Origin of the sequence: Dechloromonas sp. TW-R-39-2 (assembly GCF_016864195.1) — a bacterium.
Classification (GTDB): domain Bacteria; phylum Pseudomonadota; class Gammaproteobacteria; order Burkholderiales; family Rhodocyclaceae; genus Azonexus.
This window is the reverse complement of sequence record NZ_CP045202.1, coordinates 1,209,769-1,231,278: the sequence shown is the minus strand read 5'-3', so window position 1 is coordinate 1,231,278 and position 21,510 is coordinate 1,209,769. Positions and strand designations below refer to the sequence as shown.

Sequence of the window (21,510 nt, the reverse complement as noted above, 5' to 3'; positions counted from 1 at the left end):
AAGACAAATATTATATATTAAACACTTATATTATATTTGTTAAATATTGAGATTGGTGCATTTCGAGAGCAATGACTTACCCCCCAATTCGCAGCCCTGTTTTCTTGAGAATTCGGGTCGAATAAAGAACGTCATTCCCCAGGCAATCGTCACCCAGCAAACGACGAATATCATCAGCCTTGGCAGAGCATTCCTCGCGCGAACTCCCGTGCACCATGGCGAACAAATTGTAGGGCCAGGCTGGCAAAGCGCGCGGTCGACGGTAGCAATGCGTCACAAATGGCAAGGCACCGACGCGCCCCCCCAACTCATCGACCTTGTCATCCGGCACATTCCAGACGGTCATGCCGTTTGCAGTCCAGCCGATGGCGTAATGGTTTGGCACAACGCCAATACGCCGGATCAGGCCACGATCGAGCAAGCCTTGCAGGCGCAACATGATATCGGCCTCACTGAGGCCAAGCTGTTCGGCAAGCTGGGCGTAGGGACGAGCGACAAGCGGCAAACCGCCTTGCGTCGCCAGGATCAGTTGGCGGTCAACGGTATCCATCACAACCTGGCCTCCAGTTTCATTTCAACAAAGTATTCACGCTCCTTCGGAAAAGCAAAAACCGGCAAGCCGGTATCCGCCTCGATACGCGCAATCGCCTCGGCAATCCCCGCCTGGCTTTCCGTCGCCAGCACAAACCACATATTCAAGGCATGCTCCCGCCGATAATTGTGGGCGACCTGCGGCAGGGCATTGACCTGTTCGGTGACTGCCTCGTAGCGCGCCTCGGGAACAGCCAGCGCCGCCAGGACGAATGCCCCGCCCATTCGCTCGATCTGGAACATTGGTCCGAAGCGGGTCAGCACCTTGTCGGCAAGCAGCCTGTCAAGACGGCCAATCAGTTCATCTTCATCGATACCGAGCTGCCCGGCGACGACCGCATAAGGTCGCTCGCAAATCGGAAAGTCACCCTGCATTGTGTCGATAATCCGGCGGTCGACCGCATCAAGCTCACGCATAACGTGCCCCGTTCTGTTTGAAACGCGTTAACGAAAAGAGCGTTTCATGCGCACAGGCATCAAGCCCATGGCGTTGACGCAGATCGGCAATCAGATTTTCAACCTCGGCCCGTTCGCGGCCATGAATCATGCAGAACAGGTTGTATGGCCAGTCCGGCAAGTGGCGCGGCCGCCGATAACACAAGGTGACCGCCGGCTCTTCGGCGAGCGCCCGGCCGATTTCGCTGACCTGATCATCGGGAATGTCATGAACCACCATGGCATTGGCCCGAAAACCCAGCTCGTGGTGGCGGACGACCACACCGAAACGCTTGATTGCACCATCATCGAGCCAACGTCCGATACGGCCGAGAACATCCGATTCGGAAGCGCCGATACGCTCGGCAATCATCGCAAAAGGACGCATGAACAGCGGCAGTCCCTCCTGCAATACCGCCACCAGACGTCGCTCGGCTTCATCGATCAACGCGGCAGGACGCACCGGACGAGCAATCGCCGCTTTTTTGGGGGCACTATCGTTCAGTGAAAAACCCAGGTCGATATGAAACTCCTCGACCAGCGGCAAAGGCATCAGGGGATAGCCGGCTGCCTGTTCAATGGCGCCCAATGTTGCCTGCAAGCGACCTTCGCTACCGGCGGTGACGACAAACCACAGGTTGTAATGATGCTCACGCTCGTAATTGTGATTCACCTCCGGAAAGCGGTTGACCGCGGCAGCCACCGCATCAAGCTGCTCAGCCGGAACCGCCATGGCGGCCAGCGTCGAGGCACCGATCCGCTTCGGTGCGAAGACTGCGCCAACACGAGAAATCTTGCCCTCGCGGCGCAATTTCTCAAGGCCACCGAGGACGACTCGTTCCGCCACCCCGAGTCGGGCCGCCAATTCGGCAAAAGGCGCCGGGCAGAGCGGAAAGTCGCGCTGAAACTCGTTCAGCAAACGAAATTCAAAGGTCTCGTTCATCAAAAACCAATACGCGTCGCACGCGATGTAAAGAAAATACCTGACGGGCTTTCGGCCGGCACCTCACCAATCCGGCGGAAACTGGCCGTGTCGTGAATCAGCACTTTGTTATCGTCGCGGGCTGACAACCAGACATTTTCGCCGCGCGGCGCAAATTCCATGTGCAAAATGCCTTTCCCTGGCTCGAAAGCATGCACCACCTTGGCAGCAAGCGTATCGATCACGTCAATCTTGCCATTATCGGGAAAGGCAAAATTGACCCAGATCTGACGACCATCCGGACGCGCCATGACAAATACCGGCTGGCCACGTACCGGAATGCGCCCAACCTCTTTCCAGCTGGCCACATCGACGACCAGCACTTCATGCCGCCCGATGGCCGGCAGATAGGCCTTGCCTTGAGCCACGGACCAGCCGCGCAGATGCGGCATCTTGAACACCGGCAGCTTTTCCTGACCGCGACCGTAGTTCTCCAGCACCTTGCGGGCGCCCTTTTCCGGCTGCCACAGATCCAGCAGGGCAATCCCGTCCTCGCCGAAGAGGCCGGCCATGAAGTAGCGTCCGTCCGGCGTGACCAGACCATCGTAAGGCTGTTTGCCGGCAGGATAACGTTGCGTTACCGGCTGGCGTGGATTGGAAAAATCGGAAACCCAGATTTCACCCGCATCAAACAGCGCATAGGCAAACTTGTTGCCCGCCGTATCAGCCAGCCCGACGACTTTCGAAAATTGCCCCGGCGCATATTCGGCGGGCACTTCGGAAAGCAGTTCGAGGGTTGCGGCGTCAAACGCCTTGATGCCGCCTGGCGAATAATTCTGGGCTACGACAATCCGGCCATCCTGCGAGATCGAACCGCCGATGGCGTTACCGGACTGGATGATCCGTTTGACGATCTTCGCTTCCAGCAGATCGATCTTGGTCAAACCGCCATCACGACCAAAGATGAAGGCATAGCGACCATCGCGCGAATAAACGGCGGAAGCGTGCGACAGATCGCCCAAACCGGCAATGCGCCCGTACGGCTCACGGGAACTGGTATTGATCAGGGTGACATGACCGGTCGCCCGTTCGATGATCAAACCAAGATCGCCCGTTCCGCGCAATTGAGGGCCGGCACAGGCATTAAGCAACAACACGGCAAGACAGCCGAGAATCAGGCGCATGGTTTTCATTGGGGAAATCCGCTCATCAGTTGATCGACAATCCAGCCGGCTTCCGCTTCCGACATGAATTGTTTCCAGGGCGGCATCGGCGTACCTGGCCGGCCGTAGTAAATCGTTGCGACCATCGCTTCCACCGGTTTGTCACGCAGATTGGCCGGCAACAACCCCGGTCCCAAGCCGCCCTGCAGGGTCATGCCGTGACAGGAGCCGCAATCCTGGCGGACAAGATGGACCAGCTCCCGCTGGCGCGCAGCATCGGGCTCCGCCGCCAGTGCTGCGGTCGACAGACAACAAAGGGCAAAAATCAGCCTATTCGACAAAGACGACACCTTTCATTTCAGGATGCGGCCCACAGCGATATTCATGTCTGCCTGGCTGCGTAAATTGCCGGGACCAGCTTTCATCGGGAAACAGGCGATCCGACTCCAAACCACCTTCCGCGGGGAAAAGGACGGAGTGGCTGGTCCGTTTTTCATGATTGGTCCAGCGCACCGTATCACCAACCTTGATGTGCAACTCGGCAGGATCAAAGCGGTAATGTTCCATTGTCGCTTGAAACGTCGTCTGCCCCAAGGCAGAAAAACAAACGAGCACCAGCATTGCGGGTGCTCGTTCGAGAAAAAGCCGTCCGGTCGTCCTTGCTACTCCGGAAGGCATGATGCTTACTGCTTGACCGCCTTTACATCACCATCGGTACCAAGGCCGAGGCTGTGGCCGAAGGAAACGTGGTGGAAACGACCAGCGGCATTGTCGGCGTGAATGGCAATACCGAACGGTACGGCTTTACCCGGTGCCAGATTGACGCCGCCAGCCAGCTTGCGGGTAAAGGTCACGGTGTAGGTATCGCCAGCCTTGGCGCCTTCTGCAACCACACCAGCCTTGCCACCTTCCATGTTGCGCTTGTCGGTCACCGTGCCGTCAACCGCCTTGCCGCCACCGCCACTCTTCCACTGCATCAGGTCCATGGCGCCTGGTGTCGCGTACTTGGTCTTGGTATCAGAAGCACCCGGCATGGTTCTGGCATCCTTGTGGCAGGTTGCCCAGCAACCGACCTGATCGGCCATCGGCACCTTGTCATTCGGGAACATGATGCTGGCCTTGACTTCATTGTCCTTGTCGCCATGATCGGCACCGCCGGCCGGCGCCTTGAATGTCAGACGAACATACAGATTGCTGGCATCAAATGCAGCCTGAACGCCAACCGGGTAAGTCATGGTCTTCGGAGCGCCCTTGGGCTCCATTTCCTTGCTGGCCAGACGCTTCAGATCAAGACTGAGCTTGCCATCCTCAATGTGGCAACCGGCACAAGCCTCGCCCTTCTTGAGACCGGCTGCACCACTATGATCACCCTTGCCGGTTGCCCATTCGATCGGGTTGGCTGCCGGATGGAAAACATGGATTTCTTTCTTTGGCACCTTGCTCCAATCAGGAGCAGCCAGAGCAGCCTGCGAAGCAAAGGCAACAAATGCGCCCATGACGGCGAGCGAAACAAAATTTTTCTTCATTGTGGATCTCCACTTGATCATGCCCGGTTATCACCAGACCACTGGGTTGATTATTGCGACGCTGGATATGCTACGGGGGCTTTCGCCCCCGTAGCTTTGTCACGAATCAAATAATCAAAAACGATTAATAGATGTCGTGCTGGGTGTTGAAGACGTTGAACTTACCGGTCGGGGTAATCATCTTCGGATCGGTAATCACCTTCTTCAGCTTCAGCGTTGCGTCATCATAGACAACGATAGCCGACTGGTCGGTCTTGCCGCCCCACAGGGAGATCCAGACTTCCTTGCCGTCAGCCGAGTACTCCGGATGCACAGCGCGCTTGGTTGCCTTGGTAGCCGGCAGACCGGAGTCCTTGGCCACGTTCAGGACAGCCTTCGGCTTGGACAGATCGGACATGTCCCAAACGGAAACGGACTCGGCCAGATCCTTGTCCGGATTCTGCGGCGAATCGGCCCACAGGTTCTTGGACTTCGGATGGGTCTTGACGAACAGGTTGCCCGGAACGTGTTTGACTTCCTGCACAACCTTCCAGTTGTAACCCTTGAACTTGGCGTTCTTCTTGTCGTCGGACGGCGTCGAGATCAGCGTCACGACATCGGCACCGAGGTGACCCGTTGCCCAGACCGGACCAAACTTCGGATGCACGAAGTTGGCACCGCGACCCGGGTGCGGGATCTTGGCGACATCGACCAGCGCAGCCAGCTTGCCGGTCTTGGTGTCGACCGCAGCAATCTTGTTGGAGGCATTGGCCGCCACCAGGAAGTAACGCTTGGAAGCATCCCAGCCGCCGTCATGCAGGAACTTGGCGGAACCGATGGTGGTGGTCTTCAGGTTCTTGATGTCGGAGTAATCGACCAACAGGATCTGGCCGGTTTCCTTGATGTTGATAACCCATTCCGGCTTGGTGAAGGACGCAACGATGGAAGCAACGCGCGGTTCCGGATGGTATTCGCCATCGACGGTCATGCCGCGGGTCGAAACAACCTTGAGCGGCTTCAGCGTGTCGCCGTCCATGATCACGTACTGGGGCGGCCAGTAGGAGCCGGCAACGGCGTACTTGTCTTCGAAGCCCTTGAACTTGGAGGTATCGACCGAGCGTGCATCGAAGCCGATCTTGACTTCAGCCACAACAGACGGCTGTTCCATCCACAGGTCGATCAGCGACAGACGACCGTCGCGGCCGATCACGTAAACGTAACGACCAGAAGCGGACATACGTGAAATGTGAACCGCATAACCCGTCTTGACGATGCTACGGATTTCCTTGGTATCACCGTCGATCAGAGCAACTTCGCCGGTATCACGCAAGGTGACCGAGAACATGTTCTTCAGGTTGTACTTATTCATTTGCTTGGTCGGACGCTGGTCGACCGGAACAATCACCTTCCAGGAATCCATCGTGTCCTTGAAGCTGTACTCTGGCGGCACATCCGGGGTGTTCTGGATGTACTTCGACATCAGGGAGATTTCTTCCTTGGTCAGGATGTCGTCAAAGTTAACCATGCCGCCATCGGTACCGTAGCCGATGATCTTTTCGAGGCGCTGCTGGCCCAACTTGAGCGTGCCGCCTTCGGTGACGTTGCCGTCCTTGTCCTTCTTCGTCCAGTGCGGCTCGAGATTCTTGCCGGTTGCGCCCTTGCGCAGAACACCGTGACAACCAGCACAGCGTTCAAAATAAATCTTCTTGGCCGTTTCCTTCTCGGCAGCCGTCATCTCCGGACCCTTGGCGGCATCCTGAGCGAAAGCGGAGCCCATGGCCGCAGCCATAGCAGTTAATGCAAGCATCCCCACAACAGTTTTTTTCATCTTTTCTCTCCTAGAAAAAAATTAAACGCGTCCGTTCCCCAACGCGATGGGCGCTAGGTTGAACCTGACGCCGCCTCCCATCCTTGATCCTAGTCAATCTTTTTGCTCAGAAGAAAATGTTTATATTCATACATATAATTAGCCATATATAACTATCAATATACGTCTTTGGTGGTACAAGACCACCGGTAAACCCCGCCCCTATTGGCACATCCCATTTCCCGCATTAGGATGGCCGCCCAAAGGTACAAAATGATCATGGACAAAAAAAACACACTCCCCGCCGGCAAAGTCTGGCTGATCGGCGCCGGCCCGGGTGACCCGGAACTCCTGACCGTCAAGGCTGCACGCCTGATCGGCCTGGCAGATGTCCTGGTCTTCGACCACCTCGTGGGTGACGGCATCATGGATCTCGCACGCAGCGATGCGCGCCAGATCTATGCCGGCAAAGAAGCCTCCAAGCACACCTTGCCACAAGACTCGATCAATCAGTTGCTGGTCGAACTGGCACAGGAAGGACTTTCCGTCGTCCGCCTCAAAGGCGGCGACCCGTTCATTTTCGGACGCGGCGGCGAAGAACTCGAAACGCTGGTTGCATCGGGCATTCCATTCGAAGTCGTACCCGGTGTCACGGCAGCCGCAGGTTGTGCAGCGTATTCCGGCTTTCCGTTGACGCACCGCGATCATGCCCAGTCAGTCACCTTTGTGACCGGCCATCTGAAGGATGGAACCGTCAACCTCGACTGGCCTGCGCTGGCTCGTCCGAACCACACGGTCGTCTTCTACATGGGCATAGGTGCGGCCGATGAAATCTGTCGCCAGATGATCAATCACGGCCTCCCGTCGCTGACGCCGGCCGCCGTCATCCGCAACGGCACGATGCCAAGCCAGAAAACCCTGCTCGCAACGCTGGGGACATTGCCGCAGCGTATTGCCGAATCCGGCATCAAGCCACCGGCACTGATTGTCATTGGATCCGTCGTCGGACTCCATGAAAAACTGAGCTGGTTCGAAAAAGCATGAAGCACCTGGCCTGCCTGATTGCACTTCTGCTTGCCTCCTCCGCCCACGCCTATTCAGGCAAAGAGTTGCGTGAGGACTGCCAGGCAGCAGAAGCCTTCTTTGCCCAGAAAAAACACACCGACCCTTACGACTCGGTCAAAAGTGCCCGCTGTATTTCGTATATCGCCGGATTCGCCGACGGGTATGCGGTTGGTGACTATCTTTCCGACAAGGTGGGCGTAAAACTCAACGCTTTCTGCCTGCCCGCCGAGGGCGACATGTCTTTTCGCCTGGTTCGTGCCGTGCAAGCCCAACTTGACCGCCAGCCTCCGAACAGCAGTGCCAACACTGCAGCAACCGTCGCCGCTGCACTGTCAAATGCATTTCCTTGCACGGAGACACTTGAACGAAAGAAGTGATTCGTGGATAATCCGGCCTCCATTCGCCCCGATGGCGGAATCGGTAGACGCAGCGGATTCAAAATCCGCCGCCGAAAGGTGTGCCAGTTCGAGTCTGGCTCGGGGCACCAGTAACAGCAAATCGGCTTTCCCTGCGGAAAGCCTTTTTTGTTTTCAAAGCGGATACAGCCCATGTCGTTGACCGTCGACGACTTCGACTTTCATCTCCCCCCCGAACTGATTGCCCAGCACCCGGCGACAGAACGTAGTGGCAGCCGTTTGCTGCATGTCTGCGGTCAACAGCACTTTGACCGCCAATTTGCCGAACTGCCGCAACTGCTGAAGGCCGGCGACCTGCTCGTCTTCAACGACACTCGCGTCATCAAGGCCCGCTTTTTCGGGCTCAAGGACAGCGGCGGACGAGTCGAGATCATGCTTGAACGCATCATCGATGCGACCCATGCGATCTGCCAGATTCGCGCCAGCAAGGCGCCGAAGGCCGGCAGCACGATGATGCTGGCGGATGCTTTCACGGTCAGGATGACCGGCCGGGCCGGAACGGATGGCGATTTCTTTGCACTGGAACTGGTCGACCGCGACAATTTTTGGGAAGTCGCCGAGCAATACGGCAAGCTCCCGCTGCCGCCCTACATTGAACACCCGGCCGAAGGTGCCGACGAAACGCGTTACCAGACGGTCTACGCCCGCGAACCCGGCGCTGTTGCGGCACCGACAGCCGGCCTGCATTTCGATGAAGCGATGCTGGAAAAGCTGCAGGCACAGGGTATCAATAGCGCATTCGTCACGCTGCACGTCGGGGCCGGGACCTATCGGCCAATGCGCGTCGAGAAAATTGCCGACCACCGCATGCACAGCGAACGCTTCGAAGTCACCCAGGCCACGGCAGATGCCATTGCTGCAACACGTGCAGCCGGCGGCCGGATCATCGCGGTTGGCACGACCAGCCTGCGTACCCTCGAATCGGCCGGCAACGATGACGGCACGATCTGCGCGGGCAGCGGCGAAACCGACATTTTCATCACCCCGGGCTACCGCTTCAAAGTGGTCGACCGGCTGATCACCAATTTCCACTTGCCGAAATCGACGCTGATGATGCTCGTTTCGGCCTTTGCCGGTTACCAGCCGATCCGTGCCGCCTACGCACACGCGGTGGCCGACGGCTACCGCTTTTTCAGCTATGGCGACGCCATGCTCCTGGAGAAATCCGATGCAGTTTGAACTCCACAAGACCGATGGTGCGGCCCGCCGCGGCACCGTCACGCTGGCCCATGGCCAGATCCAGACCCCGGTTTTCATGCCGGTCGGCACCTACGGCACGGTCAAGGCGATGACGCCGACCTCGCTGCACGAAATTGGCGCCCAGATCTGCCTCGGCAACACCTTCCACCTGTGGTTGCGTCCGGGCCTCGATGTCATTGCCGCACACAAGGGCCTGCATGACTTCATGAACTGGCAAAAGCCCATCCTCACCGACTCCGGCGGTTTCCAGGTCTTCTCACTCGGCGCAATGCGCAAGATTACCGAGGAAGGCGTCAAGTTCTCATCGCCGCACGATGGTGCCAAACTGTTCCTGACACCGGAAATCTCGATGCAGATCCAGAAGGTGCTCAACTCCGACATCGTGATGATCTTCGACGAATGCACGCCCTACCCGGCGAGCCGCGAAGAAGCCGCCAAGTCGATGCGCATGAGCATGCGCTGGGCGCAGCGCTCGCGCGATGAACACGACAAGCTGGAAAACAGCAATGCGCTGTTCGGCATCGTTCAGGGCGGCATGTACGAAGACCTGCGTGACGAATCGGTCGCCGGCCTGTGCGACATCGGTTTTGACGGCATGGCCATCGGCGGCCTGTCGGTCGGCGAACCGAAGGAAGACATGGCACGCATCCTGGCCCACACCGCGCCGAAGCTGCCAACCCACAAACCGCGTTACCTGATGGGTGTCGGCACACCGGAAGACCTGGTGTACTCGGTCAAGGCCGGTATCGACATGTTCGACTGCGTGATGCCGACCCGCAATGCCCGCAACGGCCACCTGTTCACCCGCTACGGTGACGTCAAGATCAAGAACGCCCGCTACAAGATGGACACCGGACCGCTCGATCCGTCCTGTTCCTGCTATACCTGCACGCAATTCACGCGCAGCTACCTGCACCATCTCTTCCGCAACGGTGAGATCCTCGGCGGCATGCTCAACACCATCCACAACCTGCATTTCTACCAGACCATCATGGCCGAGATGCGCGCAGCAATCGAGAACAGCACCCTCGAACAATGGTCGGCCGCCTTTGCCCACGACCGTTCCTCGGGCCAGTGATAGAATCCTGCGTTCTGAACTTTTTAGTTATCCGGAGTTTTCTTAATGATTAGCCTTGCCCACGCCCAGACCGCTGCTGCATCTGCCGACCCGACAGGTGGCCTGATGCAGATGCTGCCGATGATCCTGATGTTCGTCGTGCTGTGGTTCCTGATGATTCGTCCGCAAATGAAGAAAGCCAAGGAACACAAGGCTCTGCTCGCCGCACTGGCCAAGGGTGATGAAGTCGTCACCCAGGGCGGAATCGTCGGCAAGGTGGTCAAGGTTGGCGACAACTACGTCACCGTCGAGATCGCCGAAGGCACCGAAGTTGTTGTGCAAAAACCGTCGATCGGCCTGGTCTTGCCGAAGGGCACGCTGAAGTCCCTGTAATCCCCAAAAGGCGGCCGCTGGCCGCCTTTGTTGCTTTGAAGCCATCATGAATCGCTACCCTCTCTGGAAGTACATCACCGTTGCCATCGCATTGGTGCTGGGCTTCGTCTACACCCTGCCGAACTTTTTCGGCGAATCGCCGGCCGTGCAGGTTTCCAGCGCCAAGGCAACGATCAAGATCGATGACAAGGCCAAGGCCCGCGTCGAAGAATCCCTCAAGCTGGCAGGCATCACCCATGATGGCATCCAGCTTGACTTCAATGGCGTCAAAACCCGGTTCAAGGACACGGACACCCAGTTGAAGGCCAAGGACATCCTGGAAAAAACCTTCAATCCGGTCGCAACCGACCCGCAGTATGTGGTTGCCCTGAACCTGCTGGCCGCCTCGCCCCAATGGCTTACCTCGCTGCATGCGCTGCCGATGTACCTCGGCCTCGATCTGCGCGGCGGCGTGCATTTCCTGCTTCAAGTCGACATGAAGGGGGCACTGACCAAGCGCCTCGACTCGACCTCGGCCGATTTGCGCAGCGTCCTGCGTGACAAGAACCTGCGTCACGGCGGCGTTAACCGCGAAGGCGAGCGTCTGGTCATCAAGTTTCGCGAACAGGAAACCCGTGACAAGGCACGCAATGCCATCGCCGACAGCCAGCCCGACCTGACCCTGACCGAGCAGGGGGATGCCAGTGAATTCCGCCTGGTCGCCACGCTCAAGCCTGAAGCGCAAAAGCGTATCGGTGAGTTTGCCCTCAAGCAGAACATCACGACCCTACACAACCGGATCAACGAACTCGGCGTCGCCGAACCGGTCATCCAGCAGCAAGGTGCCGACCGTATCGTGGTCCAGTTGCCCGGCGTACAAGACACCGCCAAGGCCAAGGATATTCTCGGCCGTACCGCAACCCTCGAAATCCGCATGGTGGACGATGCTCCCGGGGCACTGGAAGCGGCCATTGCAGGCAATGCGCCTTTTGGTACAGAGGTTTACAACGAACGGGGCGGCCAGCCGCTGCTCGTCAAGAAACAGGTTGTCCTGACTGGCGACCGCCTGACCGATGCGCAGCCTGGCTTCGACAACCAGACGCACGAAGCCGCCGTTCACTTGACGCTGGATTCGGCCGGTGCCCGTATTTTCAAGGACATCACCCGCGAAAACGTCGGCAAGCGGATGGCCATCCTGCTGATCGAAAAAGGCAAGGGTGAAGTCGTTACCGCCCCCGTTATCCGGACTGAAATTGGCGGTGGCCGCGTCCAGATCTCCGGCCGGATGACGACCATGGAAGCGAATGATACGGCCCTGCTGCTGCGTGCCGGCTCACTCGCCGCCCCGATGGACATCATCGAGGAACGGACCATCGGCCCCAGCCTCGGTGCAGACAATATCCGCAAGGGCTTCCACTCGACGATGTGGGGCTTTGCCGCTATCGCCCTGTTCATGATCATCTACTACCAGATGTTCGGTGTCGTTTCCGTGCTCGCACTGGCTTCGAATCTGCTGTTCCTGGTCGCCATCCTGTCGCTGCTGCAAGCTACGCTGACCCTGCCGGGCATCGCCGCCATCGCACTGACGCTGGGTATGGCCATTGACGCCAACGTGCTGATCAATGAGCGGGTACGCGAAGAACTGCGCGCCGGCATGCCGCCCCAAGCGGCCATCTCGGAAGGCTATGAACGCGCTTTCAGCACCATTCTCGACTCCAACATCACCACGCTGATCGCCGGCCTCGCCCTGCTCATCTTCGGCTCCGGCCCGGTGCGCGGCTTCGCTGTCGTCCATTGCCTCGGCATCATGACTTCGATCTTCTCTTCGGTCGTCGTTTCCCGCGCCCTGGTCAATCTGATTTACGGTCGTCAGAAAAAGCTCACCAAGGTTGCCATCGGTCAGATCTGGAAACCTGGCACGGCAAGCCCCACGGTCAACGACCAGAAATAAGGAAAAACGGACATGGAATTTTTCCGTATCAAGCAAGACATCCCCTTCATGCGCCATGCGCTGAAGTTCAACATCATCTCGCTGCTCACCTTCCTGCTGGCCGTCGTCTTTCTCTTCACCAAGGGACTTCACCTGTCGGTCGAGTTCACCGGCGGCACGCTGATCGAAACCCACTACGAGCAATCTGCCGACCTGGAAAAGATTCGCAGCGCACTGGGCAAATCCGGCTTCAGCGATTATTCGGTGCAGAACTTCGGCTCATCTCAGGACGTCATGATCCGCCTGCCGCTCAAGGGCGACCAGAACACGGCTCAATTGGGTGAAGCGGTGATGAAGGCGCTGGAAACCGAAGCGTCCGGCGCCGAATTGCGCCGCGTCGAGTTTGTCGGCCCGCAAGTCGGCAAGGAACTCGCCGAAAACGGTGCCATGGCCCTGCTGCTGGTCATCCTCGGCATCATCGTGTACCTCGCGTTCCGCTTTGAATGGCGCTTCTCCGTATCCGCCATCATCGCCAACCTGCACGACGTGATCATCATTCTGGGGTTCTTCGCATTCTTCCAGTGGGAATTCTCGCTCTCAGTCCTGGCTGCAGTCCTTGCCGTACTGGGCTACTCGGTGAATGAATCAGTCGTCGTCTTTGACCGTGTCCGCGAAACCTTCAAGGGCAAGCGCGGCATGTCGACGCCAGAAGTACTCGACCACGCAATCACCAGCACCATCAGCCGAACCATCATCACCCATGGCTGCACCCAGTTGATGGTGCTCTCGATGCTGGTTTTCGGTGGCGAAACCCTGCACTACTTCGCCATGGCTTTGACCATCGGGATCTGCTTCGGCATCTACTCTTCGGTACTCGTCGCCAGTCCGCTGGTCATGTGGCTGGGCGTATCGCGCGAGCAGTTCATCAAGCCGAAAAAAGCGGTTGAAGGCGCCAATGAAGATGGCGCAGTAGTCTGATCGACTGCGCCGGTCGACAATAAAAAAGCCGCCAGATTGGCGGCTTTTTCATGTCCGGAAAATATCCGGATCAATACAGGGAATCACCAGGCCGGTGTTTCTGCCGCCGGCGGAGGCGGCGGCGGCTCAGGCAGCCAGAGGCCACTGGCGAGATATACCGCTGCTGCAGCCAGCACCAGAGCAACCAGCAAGGCAAGCACACCACCCCCTTTGGCCGACTCGCCCGAAGTCGTTTCCTTCCAGCCTGTCACCATCGGCTTGACCAGGTTTTCCTTCTTGACGTGGCCGTAGAAAGCAATCGCGGCGACATGCAAACCAATCAATACAAAGAGAACATTGGCAGCCAGCGTATGCCATCCTGTCAGCCGGTTGCTCAGGTTTTTATCAACCAGGTCGAACAGTGGGCCGACAAAGGCAATGTCGTCATTGCTGAACAAACCGCTACTCACCTGAAAAGCCAGCAGGCCGAGCAAGCCGAAAACCGAAAAAGCCCCCAGCGGATTGTGTCCGTGAGCGTGCCAGTTGCCGGCCAGATAAGCCTTCAGCTTGGCCGGGGTCGGAAAAAACTGGGAAAACCGGGCATAGCTTGAGCCAACCACCCCCCAGACCAGACGAAAAACGACCAGCCCGGCAATCAACAAACCAAAGCGCTCATGCCAGACGATCAAATTCCCGCCGATCAGGCCGCTGATAATCGCCCCACTCACCGAAACAACCAGCAACCAGTGAAAAAGACGGGTGGGCAAATCCCAGAGCCGGATACGTTTACTGTTCATGTCTATCCTTCATGTTCATGAAAAAACAGGCGCCCGAAGGCGCCTGCTGTCATGCCGAGCCCGAGGCGATTATTTCTTGATCTTGAAATCGTCGTGACAGCCCTTGCAGGTACCGCCGAGCTTGCCGAACTGCTCACGGGCCGCGGCAACATCACCGGTTGCCGCAACCTTGGCCATTTCATTGGCTTCCTTGACGAATGCACCAGCCACCTTGCCGACACCTTCCTTGTTGGTGAACAACTCCGGCTTGACGCGGGTATCTTCCCAGCCCTTGCCCTTGTCGGTGCCCGGCAGGTAAAGCGCCCCCATGCCTGAATTGGCAATGGCCTGGATGGCATTCGCCGCCTTGATGACCTCGTCCTTGTTGTACGTACCTTCAACGTTGGCCTTGATGCGAGTCATGTTCCAGGCCATGAAGGTGTAGCCCGATTGACGGAACTTGATGGCCTCTTCCGGCTTGACCTGGGCGACGGCAGTGCCGGTCAGGGTGACGGCGAGCAGAGCGAGCAAAAGCTTGGATTTCATATTATTTTCTCCGTTGTTGTTGAGGTGAATTGGCCTGCAAAACGGTGTACGTCAGCAGGCATCAATTTATTCCGCGCAAAAATTATATCTGCCACGTATGACCGGGCGGCACGGACTTGTTGATCCTTTCTCACAAAAATAGTGAGAAAAACTCAACAATCAATCAGACAGCAAAAACGTGTTTGACGCGCAAGGCCGGGGCGCCACTTTCGATGGCCAGCAGGCGGTCGATATTCGGATGTTTGCCGGCATGCAAACGGGCATCGTCGGTATGCTCGGCAAAAATCTCCAGGCCCTTTTTCGCAGCTTCAAGATTGATCGAACCATAGGTCTGGGCCAGATGGTTGTACACCGCCAGGGAACCCTGGCTACCCGCCTTGTTTTCGATAGTTGCCACCACGGTTTCCTCCTTGTCGAGCAGGTTGACCGCGGCAAGGTGCGAGATTCCGGGCAATTTCTTCAGATTTTCAGCAAACGACATTTATTTCCAGTCCCGTTTGGCCTTGACCATGCCAATGATCAGACCCGTTGTAAAAGTAGCAATCGGCACGGTAAAAGCGATGGCCTTGATACCGCGCTCAGCGCCGAAGTGATAAAGCAGCCAGATCATCGGCAACAATCCGAGGAAAAGGCCGATCGATCCGCCGCGGATGCCGCCACGGATCACGTCCTGGTCCGTGGTTTTACGCTCGCCGACGCAATGCGGGCAATAAATGGCGTCGGCCGGCACGTCCTGCCCGCATTTGGAGCACAACATTTAGATGCGCTTGGCCAGTTCGGCCGCCTTGCCGGTGTAGTCCCACGGCGTCAGCTTGAGCAGTTCGGCCTTGGCAGCCTCCGGAATTTCCAGCGTGGACACGAAAGCCTGCATGCCGTCGCGTGACACGCGGGTACCACGGGTCAGTTCCTTGAGCTTTTCGTAGGCATTCGGCACGGCGTAGCGACGCATCACGGTCTGGATCGGCTCGGCGAGCAGTTCCCAGTTGGCGTCGAGGTCGGCCTTCATCAGGTCGGCGTTGATTTCCAGCTTGCCCAAGCCCTTCAACAGCGAGTCGTAACCGAGCAGCGCATAGCCGAGGCCGACCCCCATGTTGCGAAGCACCGTCGAATCGGTCAGGTCGCGCTGCCAGCGGGAAACCGGCAACTTTTCGGCAAGGAACTTGAGCATCGCGTTGGCCAGGCCGAGGTTGCCTTCGGAATTCTCGAAATCGATCGGATTAACCTTGTGCGGCATGGTTGACGAGCCGATTTCACCGGCCTTGACCTTCTGCTTGAAGAAACCGAGCGAGATATAGCCCCAGACGTCGCGGTCGAGGTCGATCAGGATGCTGTTGGCGCGGGCAAAGGCGTCGAACAGTTCGGCCAGCGCGTCGTGCGGCTCGATCTGGATGGTGTACGGGTTGAAGGTCAGGCCGAGCGACTCGACGAAACGCTTGGCGAAGCCCTCCCAGTCGTAGCCCGGATAGGCGGCGAGGTGGGCGTTGTAGTTACCGACGGCGCCGTTGATCTTGCCGAGCAGTTCGACGGCGGCGATGCGGGCGCGGGCGCGCTGCAGGCGGTAGGCGACATTGGCCATTTCCTTGCCCATCGTCGACGGCGTCGCCGGCTGACCGTGCGTGCGGCTCATCATCGGGATGTCGGCGTAGGCGTGGGCCAGTTCAACCAGCTTGGCGATGACCTTGTCCAGCGTCGGCAGCATGGCCTGCTCGCGGGCGCCCTGGCACATCAGCGCATGCGACAGATTGTTGATGTCTTCGGAGGTGCAAGCAAAGTGGATGAACTCGCTGACCTTGACCACTTCGGCGTTGCCCTTGGTCTTGTCCTTGATCCAGTATTCCAGCGCCTTGACGTCGTGATTGGTGGTGGCCTCGATGGCTTTCACTTCGGCAGCCTGTTCCGGCCCGAAATTGGCAACCAGAGCATCCAGCTCGGCCACGGTCGACGGGGAAAAAGCGGCAATTTCGGCAAAGTGCGGCTCGGCGGCCAGCGCCTTCAACCATTCAATCTCGACCTTGAGGCGGGATTTGATCAGGCCGAACTCGGAAAAATGTTCGCGCAGGGCGTCGACTTTGCCGGCGTAGCGGCCATCGAGCGGGGAAAGGGCAGTCAATGGATTGAAGGTCATAAAAACATCCTTTTGAGTAAGCCTGCAATTTTACCTGTCCGACGATCCCCTGCGCCATACGCTATAATCCAACTCCCCAAATCAGAGAGCATGTAATGAAGCTGATCGGCTCCCACACCAGCCCTTTCGTCCGCAAAGTACGGATCGTTCTGGCTGAAAAGAAAATCGAGTACGACTTCGAAATCGATTCCCCTTGGCTGGAAGACAGCAAGGTGCCGAACATCAATCCGCTCGGCAAGATCCCGGTTCTGCTGCTCGACGACAACACGCCGCTCTTCGATTCGCGCGTCATTGTCGAATACATCGACAATGTGACGCCGAACAACAAGCTTTTCCCGGCGCCCAATCGCGAACGCATCGAGGTCAAGCGCTGGGAAGCGGTGGCCGACGGTATCTGCGACGCAGCCGCCAGCGCCTTTCTCGAAGCCAAACGCCCGAAGAAAGAGCAAAGCGCCAGCTGGATCGCCCGTCAACGCGACAAGGTCATGCGCGGCCTCGATTTCATGGCCGAAGAACTCGGCGACAAAGCTTTCTGCATGGGAACGCATTTTTCGATGGCCGACATCGCCAGCGTCACTGCGCTGGGTTACCTGGCATTCCGCTTTGCCGACATCAACTGGCAGGAAAGCCACCCCAATCTGGCCAAGCTCTACGCCAAACTGATGCAGCGACCTTCGTTCGCCGACTCAGTACCGCACGATTAAAAAAAGGCGCCAACGGCGCCTTTTTCAATACTGCTGCGGTCAACCAGGGAATCACCGCAAAAATCAACGCAAGAACAATCAGCCACGCCGGCGCACAGGCATGGCCATTTTTTCCCGGATCACCGGCAAGAGACGCGCTCCGGCCTGCTGCCCCATCGCAATCAGGGTCCTGCGGGCAGAGAAATCGGTGCTTGAAATACGGCTGACTTCAGGACGGATGACGATATCTGCATCAGCGGCTTCACGCTTGCGCAACGCCTGCCCCATGATCTCGAATGAGCGCAGCAACAGGTTATACAAGCCATGCCCGTCGTCCCCGGTCGGGTCGAATCCACCGACATCGACCGCCACAACCAGGTCACACCCCAGCTTGCGGGCCGTCGATACTGGCAAAGGACTGACCAGGCCGCCATCCAGATACTCCTGACCATCCAGGCTGGCCGGAATGAACACACCGGGAATCGAGCACGAAGCGCGCACCGCGAAACCGGTATCGCCCTTGTTGAAAACAGCCAGCTCACCGCCGGGGTATTGCGTGGCGACGGCTGCAAAAGGCGTTTTAAGCGATTCGAGGGAGCGGTTCTGCAGGGACTGATTGACGAAAGCATGCAGGCTCTTGCCCGTCACCATGCCTCGCTGCTGCGTCGGGCCGTTGACCAGATCGACAATTTCGCTGTCCTTGACCCGCATCGCCAGCTCTTCCATCTGAACCCCGGAAAAACCGGCAGCCCAGAATGCACCGATCAGGCTGCCGGCGCTGCAGCCGACAATCAGGTCCGGCCGGATACCGCCCGCCTCAAGTGCCTTGATCACGCCGATGTGGGCAAACCCGCGCGCCGAACCACCGCCCAGCACCACCGCCAGACGACGCTTTTCAGGCAATGCGCCACTTTGTGCCAAAACATCGAGCGGCGAAGCCAACACGCCACCGGCCAGCGAAGCGCCCAGCAAGCGGCGGCGTAATGGCGAAAAATCTTCCTGACGATTTTCCATGATTCAGGATCAGCCCTTGCTCTGCGGCTGTTCGAGCAAACGCTTGAGACGGTCGAAAGCCTGCTCGAAGGCGTTGTCAGGTTCGCCACGCACCAGATTCTCAAGCTTTTCGCCGAGCAGAATGATTTCAACCCGACGATTGAGCTTGCGCCCAGTTTCGGTATCGTTGGGCGCCAGCGGTTTGCTCAAGCCTACACCGACCGATTTCATGCGGCCCTGCGGCACGCCACGCGTCAGCAGGGCATCGCGCACCGCATCGGCCCGACGCTGCGACAACGCCTGGTTGAATGCCGCCGCACCAACATTGTCGGTATGCCCTTCAAGCAACAGATCGGCGCTCGATTTTTCCCGTAGAAGCTGGGCCACCCGATCGAGATAAGGCGCGGCCTCGGTCAGATCAAGCGACGCCTTACCGAATTCGAAGAGCACGGTATCGGGCAACCAGACCATGACGCCGCGGTCGGTCTGGGCAACGGCCAGCGTCACCTTGGCCGGCGGCAACGGTGCCGTGGCACAACCGCCAATCAACAACAGGCCAAGCACTGCAGCCGAGATTGAAATTTGGCGACGCAAAAGAGAGATCGACATGATGATTCCTTCGGAGATGGCAAAGGCTGCTTGTCTGGATCAGAACCAAACGGGGAAGAGTCAGCCGGAATGGGAGCGGATTATGTTCACCACCCAACAAATAGGCAAACCGGCCAGCCCGCCACGCTATGCACGACAAAAAGTCGTAAGCCGATGAAATAAAAAGAAAAACAGAGCGCCCGACAGCCCCATGCACGGACAGGAAACTACAACTCTTTACAGAATTTGAGGCGTACGACAGGAATATCGACAGTACGCCTCAAGTTCAATCAGCGAATGATCCCGCCACCGAGACAAACCCGGCTTTCATAGAGCACCACCGACTGCCCCGGCGTCAGCGCCCACTGCGCTTCGGCAAAGCGGATTTCGCAGCTTTCGCCATCGACGCGGTCGACCTCGCAAGGCTGGTCGGAAGTCCGGTAACGCGGCTTGGCGGTATACACCCAATGCGTATGCGGCGCCTGGCCGGACACCCAGGAAAGCTGCTCGGCAACCAGGCTTTCCTTGAGCAAGGCCGGATGATCGTGGCCCTGCACGACATAAAGCACATTCTTTTCCATATCCTTGCCGGCGACAAACCAGGCATCGTGATCGCCGCCGCCCGGCTGGCCTTTTTCCTTCAGGCCACCGATATGCAAGCCCTTGCGCTGGCCGAGGGTGTGGTACATCAGACCATCGTGCTGACCGAGCACCTTGCCGTCATCGAGACGACGAATTTCACCCTGCTTGGGCGGCAGGTAGCGGCTGAGAAAATCCTTGAACGGGCGTTCGCCGATGAAACAGATCCCGGTCGAATCTTTTTTGGCGGCCACATGCAGATTCTCCGCCTCTGCAATCTTGCGCACGTCCCGCTTGTAAAGATCGGCCAGCGGGAACAGCGTCTTCGACAACTGCGCCTGATTCAGCCGATAGAGAAAATAGCTTTGATCCTTGGTGCCATCCTCGGCCTTGAGCAACTGGAACTCGCCATTGAATTCGCGCACCCCGGCGTAATGCCCGGTGGCGATCTTGTCGGCACCCAGCTTCATGGCGTGATCGAGGAAGGCCTTGAACTTGATTTCGGAATTGCACAGGATGTCCGGATTCGGCGTCCGCCCGGCCTGGTATTCGCTCAGGAATTCGGCAAAGACGCGCTCGCGGTATTCGGCGGCGAAATTCACGACTTCTACGTCGATACCGATCCGGTCGGCGACACTCATCACATCGATCAGATCCTGACGCGACGAACAGTACTCCTCGGTGTCGTCGTCTTCCCAGTTCTTCATGAACAGGCCGATCACCTTCCAGCCTTGCTGTTTCAGCAACAAGGCCGCCACGGAGGAATCGACACCGCCGGACAAGCCGACCACTACAGTTTTTTCAGACATCGGGCCCAGCCCCCTTCTTCCATTCATCCAGCGGCAGGATCACCGCGGGTTGTCCATTATCAACAAACCAGCTATCGACCACAAAGTGGCGGCCATCACCCTCACCCGGCATTTCAATCACGGCCGAGTAATGCGCCGGAAAAACGAACGCCCAGCGACGCATCTCGATAGCTGCAACATGGTGCCAGCGCAAATCGCCACGCGCTTCAAGCAGGTGCAGCAAGCGGGTGGTCGATGTCGAATGATCGATGCAATCCATCTTGCCCGGCACGCCAGCATCGGCGTAGTTGCCGCCGCGATCATTGCGGATATCCGATTGCTCGCCGGCCCAGGCGTACAGTTGCCCAATGACGCCAGCGAGCAATTCACGCTCGTTTTCGGCGTCGACCGCGGCACGCAAGGTGCGATCAACTTCACTCAATTGCGCATCGCCGTAGCGAATTTCAGCCTGCACGAGACAACCGTAACCGTAGCAAAGTTGCACCTTTTCCTCGGCCAGCAGCGAGCCGCAGCAAAACAGCAGCGCAAGCAGCCAGGACTTCATCAGGCGTAATGCACCAGCAAATCGAGCGGATACGATTTTCCGGCCAGCAGATCCTCGACGCAGCGCAGGATCAGCGGGCTGCGATGCCGCGCCTGCGTTGCCTTGATTTCATCAAGCGTCAGCCAGCGCGCAGCAACAATCCCGTCATCGAGCTTGCGTTCAGCCTCAAAGCCACGCAACTCGCCACCAAATGCAAAGCGCAGATAGGTCACATCCTTGGTCGGATGCTTCCAGTTGTAGATCCCGACCAGATGTGTCGGCTTGAAGTGGTAGGCGGTTTCTTCCAGCGCCTCACGCACCACGGCATCGATCAACGCCTCGCCTTCTTCGAGATGCCCGGCCGGCTGATTGAAGGCCAGCCCGGCTTCGGTTTCCTCCTCGACCAGCAGGAACTTGCCGTCGCGCTGAATGACAGCAGCAACGGTGACATTGGGTTTCCAGATCATG

26 protein-coding genes and 1 tRNA gene are annotated in these 21,510 nt (G+C 58.1%); 9 read left to right on the top strand and 18 right to left on the bottom strand.

All coding sequences use genetic code 11. The features are described from left to right. Window positions 1-76: 76 nt before the first annotated feature. The 8 genes from GBK02_RS05985 to GBK02_RS05950 form a co-directional block, all read right to left on the bottom strand. The gene (locus tag GBK02_RS05985) at window positions 77-550 is read right to left on the bottom strand and encodes an AsnC family transcriptional regulator (RefSeq protein ID WP_203468826.1); all 474 of its coding nucleotides are present in this window, start codon (window positions 548-550) and stop codon (window positions 77-79) included. Continuing rightward, window positions 550-1,008, bottom strand: a complete 459-nt coding sequence (locus tag GBK02_RS05980; protein ID WP_203468825.1) for an Lrp/AsnC family transcriptional regulator — start codon at window positions 1,006-1,008, stop codon at window positions 550-552. Before GBK02_RS05980 ends, GBK02_RS05985 begins: the two co-directional genes overlap by 1 nt. After that, window positions 1,001-1,969, bottom strand: coding sequence for an Lrp/AsnC family transcriptional regulator (locus GBK02_RS05975; RefSeq protein WP_203468824.1), 969 nt, complete (start codon window positions 1,967-1,969; stop codon window positions 1,001-1,003). The genes GBK02_RS05980 and GBK02_RS05975 overlap by 8 nt, the downstream gene beginning before the upstream one ends. Further along, window positions 1,969-3,141 (bottom strand): cytochrome D1 domain-containing protein, encoded by a 1,173-nt coding sequence (locus GBK02_RS05970; protein ID WP_371810507.1) that lies wholly within the window; start codon window positions 3,139-3,141, stop codon window positions 1,969-1,971. Before GBK02_RS05970 ends, GBK02_RS05975 begins: the two co-directional genes overlap by 1 nt. Continuing rightward, complete coding sequence (locus GBK02_RS05965; RefSeq protein ID WP_305852116.1) at window positions 3,138-3,452, bottom strand: cytochrome c; 315 nt, start codon at window positions 3,450-3,452, stop codon at window positions 3,138-3,140. The genes GBK02_RS05970 and GBK02_RS05965 overlap by 4 nt, the downstream gene beginning before the upstream one ends. After that, window positions 3,442-3,732 carry a plastocyanin/azurin family copper-binding protein gene (locus tag GBK02_RS05960; RefSeq protein WP_226408085.1) on the bottom strand — a complete coding sequence of 97 codons (291 nt, stop codon included), beginning with the start codon at window positions 3,730-3,732 and terminating at the stop codon, window positions 3,442-3,444. Before GBK02_RS05960 ends, GBK02_RS05965 begins: the two co-directional genes overlap by 11 nt. Window positions 3,733-3,794: 62 nt before the next feature. Beyond that, window positions 3,795-4,637, bottom strand: a complete 843-nt coding sequence (locus GBK02_RS05955) for an ethylbenzene dehydrogenase-related protein (protein ID WP_203468821.1) — start codon at window positions 4,635-4,637, stop codon at window positions 3,795-3,797. A gap of 124 nt (window positions 4,638-4,761) precedes the next feature. Further along, complete coding sequence (locus tag GBK02_RS05950; protein ID WP_203468820.1) at window positions 4,762-6,444, bottom strand: cytochrome D1 domain-containing protein; 1,683 nt, start codon at window positions 6,442-6,444, stop codon at window positions 4,762-4,764. Between the two features lie 258 nt (window positions 6,445-6,702). On the opposite strand from GBK02_RS05950, the gene cobA reads away from it, so the two are divergent. The 8 genes from cobA (at window position 6,703) to secF (ending at window position 13,441) form a co-directional block, all read left to right on the top strand. Then, the gene (gene cobA, locus GBK02_RS05945) at window positions 6,703-7,467 is read left to right on the top strand and encodes a uroporphyrinogen-III C-methyltransferase (RefSeq protein WP_371810506.1); all 765 of its coding nucleotides are present in this window, start codon (window positions 6,703-6,705) and stop codon (window positions 7,465-7,467) included. Further along, entirely contained in the window at window positions 7,464-7,865 is a 402-nt protein-coding gene (locus GBK02_RS05940; RefSeq protein ID WP_203468818.1) for a Rap1a/Tai family immunity protein, read from the top strand. Before cobA ends, GBK02_RS05940 begins: the two co-directional genes overlap by 4 nt. Before the next feature lie 25 nt (window positions 7,866-7,890). Continuing rightward, window positions 7,891-7,975: transfer RNA gene (locus GBK02_RS05935), tRNA-Leu, on the top strand. A gap of 61 nt (window positions 7,976-8,036) precedes the next feature. Beyond that, window positions 8,037-9,083: a tRNA preQ1(34) S-adenosylmethionine ribosyltransferase-isomerase QueA gene (queA, locus tag GBK02_RS05930; RefSeq protein ID WP_203468817.1), complete on the top strand. Its 1,047-nt coding sequence runs from the start codon at window positions 8,037-8,039 to the stop codon at window positions 9,081-9,083. Beyond that, window positions 9,073-10,182 (top strand): tRNA guanosine(34) transglycosylase Tgt, encoded by a 1,110-nt coding sequence (gene tgt, locus GBK02_RS05925; protein ID WP_203468816.1) that lies wholly within the window; start codon window positions 9,073-9,075, stop codon window positions 10,180-10,182. Before queA ends, tgt begins: the two co-directional genes overlap by 11 nt. Before the next feature lie 45 nt (window positions 10,183-10,227). Continuing rightward, window positions 10,228-10,554: a preprotein translocase subunit YajC gene (gene yajC, locus GBK02_RS05920; protein ID WP_203468815.1), complete on the top strand. Its 327-nt coding sequence runs from the start codon at window positions 10,228-10,230 to the stop codon at window positions 10,552-10,554. A gap of 46 nt (window positions 10,555-10,600) precedes the next feature. Next, window positions 10,601-12,484, top strand: coding sequence for a protein translocase subunit SecD (secD, locus tag GBK02_RS05915; protein ID WP_203468814.1), 1,884 nt, complete (start codon window positions 10,601-10,603; stop codon window positions 12,482-12,484). Window positions 12,485-12,496: 12 nt separating this feature from the next. Then, window positions 12,497-13,441 (top strand): protein translocase subunit SecF, encoded by a 945-nt coding sequence (gene secF / locus GBK02_RS05910; RefSeq protein ID WP_203468813.1) that lies wholly within the window; start codon window positions 12,497-12,499, stop codon window positions 13,439-13,441. A gap of 83 nt (window positions 13,442-13,524) precedes the next feature. Here the strand turns inward: secF and GBK02_RS05905 are convergent, their stop codons facing one another. The 5 genes from GBK02_RS05905 to purB form a co-directional block, all read right to left on the bottom strand. After that, on the bottom strand, window positions 13,525-14,217 hold the full coding sequence (locus GBK02_RS05905) for a cytochrome b/b6 domain-containing protein (protein WP_203468812.1): 693 nt from the start codon (window positions 14,215-14,217) through the stop codon (window positions 13,525-13,527). Window positions 14,218-14,286: 69 nt separating this feature from the next. Continuing rightward, window positions 14,287-14,742 (bottom strand): cytochrome c, encoded by a 456-nt coding sequence (locus GBK02_RS05900; RefSeq protein WP_203468811.1) that lies wholly within the window; start codon window positions 14,740-14,742, stop codon window positions 14,287-14,289. A 163-nt stretch (window positions 14,743-14,905) separates the two neighbouring features. Then, window positions 14,906-15,223 carry a DUF2322 family protein gene (locus GBK02_RS05895; protein ID WP_203468810.1) on the bottom strand — a complete coding sequence of 106 codons (318 nt, stop codon included), beginning with the start codon at window positions 15,221-15,223 and terminating at the stop codon, window positions 14,906-14,908. Continuing rightward, the gene (locus tag GBK02_RS05890) at window positions 15,224-15,499 is read right to left on the bottom strand and encodes a zinc ribbon domain-containing protein (RefSeq protein WP_203468809.1); all 276 of its coding nucleotides are present in this window, start codon (window positions 15,497-15,499) and stop codon (window positions 15,224-15,226) included. After that, window positions 15,500-16,867, bottom strand: a complete 1,368-nt coding sequence (purB, locus tag GBK02_RS05885; protein ID WP_203468808.1) for an adenylosuccinate lyase — start codon at window positions 16,865-16,867, stop codon at window positions 15,500-15,502. A gap of 95 nt (window positions 16,868-16,962) precedes the next feature. On the opposite strand from purB, the gene GBK02_RS05880 reads away from it, so the two are divergent. After that, window positions 16,963-17,571, top strand: a complete 609-nt coding sequence (locus GBK02_RS05880; protein ID WP_203468807.1) for a glutathione S-transferase — start codon at window positions 16,963-16,965, stop codon at window positions 17,569-17,571. A 78-nt stretch (window positions 17,572-17,649) separates the two neighbouring features. Here GBK02_RS05880 and GBK02_RS05875 read toward each other — a convergent pair whose 3' ends face one another. From GBK02_RS05875 to GBK02_RS05855, 5 genes are all read right to left on the bottom strand, one after another. Further along, window positions 17,650-18,564 carry a patatin-like phospholipase family protein gene (locus GBK02_RS05875; protein ID WP_203468806.1) on the bottom strand — a complete coding sequence of 305 codons (915 nt, stop codon included), beginning with the start codon at window positions 18,562-18,564 and terminating at the stop codon, window positions 17,650-17,652. Window positions 18,565-18,573: 9 nt separating this feature from the next. Then, entirely contained in the window at window positions 18,574-19,152 is a 579-nt protein-coding gene (locus tag GBK02_RS05870) for an OmpA family protein (RefSeq protein WP_203468805.1), read from the bottom strand. Between the two features lie 269 nt (window positions 19,153-19,421). Continuing rightward, window positions 19,422-20,519: a tRNA 2-thiouridine(34) synthase MnmA gene (gene mnmA, locus GBK02_RS05865; protein ID WP_203468804.1), complete on the bottom strand. Its 1,098-nt coding sequence runs from the start codon at window positions 20,517-20,519 to the stop codon at window positions 19,422-19,424. Continuing rightward, window positions 20,512-21,063 (bottom strand): hypothetical protein, encoded by a 552-nt coding sequence (locus GBK02_RS05860; protein WP_203468803.1) that lies wholly within the window; start codon window positions 21,061-21,063, stop codon window positions 20,512-20,514. Before GBK02_RS05860 ends, mnmA begins: the two co-directional genes overlap by 8 nt. Next, entirely contained in the window at window positions 21,063-21,509 is a 447-nt protein-coding gene (locus tag GBK02_RS05855) for an NUDIX hydrolase (RefSeq protein WP_203468802.1), read from the bottom strand. The genes GBK02_RS05860 and GBK02_RS05855 overlap by 1 nt, the downstream gene beginning before the upstream one ends. Window position 21,510: the final 1 nt, after the last annotated feature.

Excerpts from the sequence above, each read along its gene's own strand:
- mnmA (WP_203468804.1), bottom strand. The coding sequence starts at position 20,519 with ATGTCTGAAAAAACTGTAGTGGTCGGCTTGTCCGGCGGTGTCGATTCC.
- GBK02_RS05970 (WP_371810507.1), bottom strand. The coding sequence starts at position 3,141 with ATGAAAACCATGCGCCTGATTCTCGGCTGTCTTGCCGTGTTGTTGCTT.
- purB (WP_203468808.1), bottom strand. The coding sequence starts at position 16,867 with ATGACCTTCAATCCATTGACTGCCCTTTCCCCGCTCGATGGCCGCTAC.
- tgt (WP_203468816.1), top strand. The coding sequence starts at position 9,073 with ATGCAGTTTGAACTCCACAAGACCGATGGTGCGGCCCGCCGCGGCACC.
- yajC (WP_203468815.1), top strand. The coding sequence starts at position 10,228 with ATGATTAGCCTTGCCCACGCCCAGACCGCTGCTGCATCTGCCGACCCG.
- cobA (WP_371810506.1), top strand. The coding sequence starts at position 6,703 with ATGGACAAAAAAAACACACTCCCCGCCGGCAAAGTCTGGCTGATCGGC.
- GBK02_RS05975 (WP_203468824.1), bottom strand. The coding sequence starts at position 1,969 with ATGAACGAGACCTTTGAATTTCGTTTGCTGAACGAGTTTCAGCGCGAC.
- GBK02_RS05875 (WP_203468806.1), bottom strand. The coding sequence starts at position 18,564 with ATGGAAAATCGTCAGGAAGATTTTTCGCCATTACGCCGCCGCTTGCTG.
- secD (WP_203468814.1), top strand. The coding sequence starts at position 10,601 with ATGAATCGCTACCCTCTCTGGAAGTACATCACCGTTGCCATCGCATTG.
- GBK02_RS05855 (WP_203468802.1), bottom strand. The coding sequence starts at position 21,509 with ATGATCTGGAAACCCAATGTCACCGTTGCTGCTGTCATTCAGCGCGAC.
- secF (WP_203468813.1), top strand. The coding sequence starts at position 12,497 with ATGGAATTTTTCCGTATCAAGCAAGACATCCCCTTCATGCGCCATGCG.
- GBK02_RS05895 (WP_203468810.1), bottom strand. The coding sequence starts at position 15,223 with ATGTCGTTTGCTGAAAATCTGAAGAAATTGCCCGGAATCTCGCACCTT.
- GBK02_RS05960 (WP_226408085.1), bottom strand. The coding sequence starts at position 3,732 with ATGCTGGTGCTCGTTTGTTTTTCTGCCTTGGGGCAGACGACGTTTCAA.
- GBK02_RS05940 (WP_203468818.1), top strand. The coding sequence starts at position 7,464 with ATGAAGCACCTGGCCTGCCTGATTGCACTTCTGCTTGCCTCCTCCGCC.
- GBK02_RS05900 (WP_203468811.1), bottom strand. The coding sequence starts at position 14,742 with ATGAAATCCAAGCTTTTGCTCGCTCTGCTCGCCGTCACCCTGACCGGC.
- GBK02_RS05880 (WP_203468807.1), top strand. The coding sequence starts at position 16,963 with ATGAAGCTGATCGGCTCCCACACCAGCCCTTTCGTCCGCAAAGTACGG.
- queA (WP_203468817.1), top strand. The coding sequence starts at position 8,037 with ATGTCGTTGACCGTCGACGACTTCGACTTTCATCTCCCCCCCGAACTG.
- GBK02_RS05955 (WP_203468821.1), bottom strand. The coding sequence starts at position 4,637 with ATGAAGAAAAATTTTGTTTCGCTCGCCGTCATGGGCGCATTTGTTGCC.
- GBK02_RS05980 (WP_203468825.1), bottom strand. The coding sequence starts at position 1,008 with ATGCGTGAGCTTGATGCGGTCGACCGCCGGATTATCGACACAATGCAG.
- GBK02_RS05905 (WP_203468812.1), bottom strand. The coding sequence starts at position 14,217 with ATGAACAGTAAACGTATCCGGCTCTGGGATTTGCCCACCCGTCTTTTT.
- GBK02_RS05860 (WP_203468803.1), bottom strand. The coding sequence starts at position 21,063 with ATGAAGTCCTGGCTGCTTGCGCTGCTGTTTTGCTGCGGCTCGCTGCTG.
- GBK02_RS05870 (WP_203468805.1), bottom strand. The coding sequence starts at position 19,152 with ATGTCGATCTCTCTTTTGCGTCGCCAAATTTCAATCTCGGCTGCAGTG.
- GBK02_RS05890 (WP_203468809.1), bottom strand. The coding sequence starts at position 15,499 with ATGTTGTGCTCCAAATGCGGGCAGGACGTGCCGGCCGACGCCATTTAT.
- GBK02_RS05985 (WP_203468826.1), bottom strand. The coding sequence starts at position 550 with ATGGATACCGTTGACCGCCAACTGATCCTGGCGACGCAAGGCGGTTTG.
- GBK02_RS05950 (WP_203468820.1), bottom strand. The coding sequence starts at position 6,444 with ATGAAAAAAACTGTTGTGGGGATGCTTGCATTAACTGCTATGGCTGCG.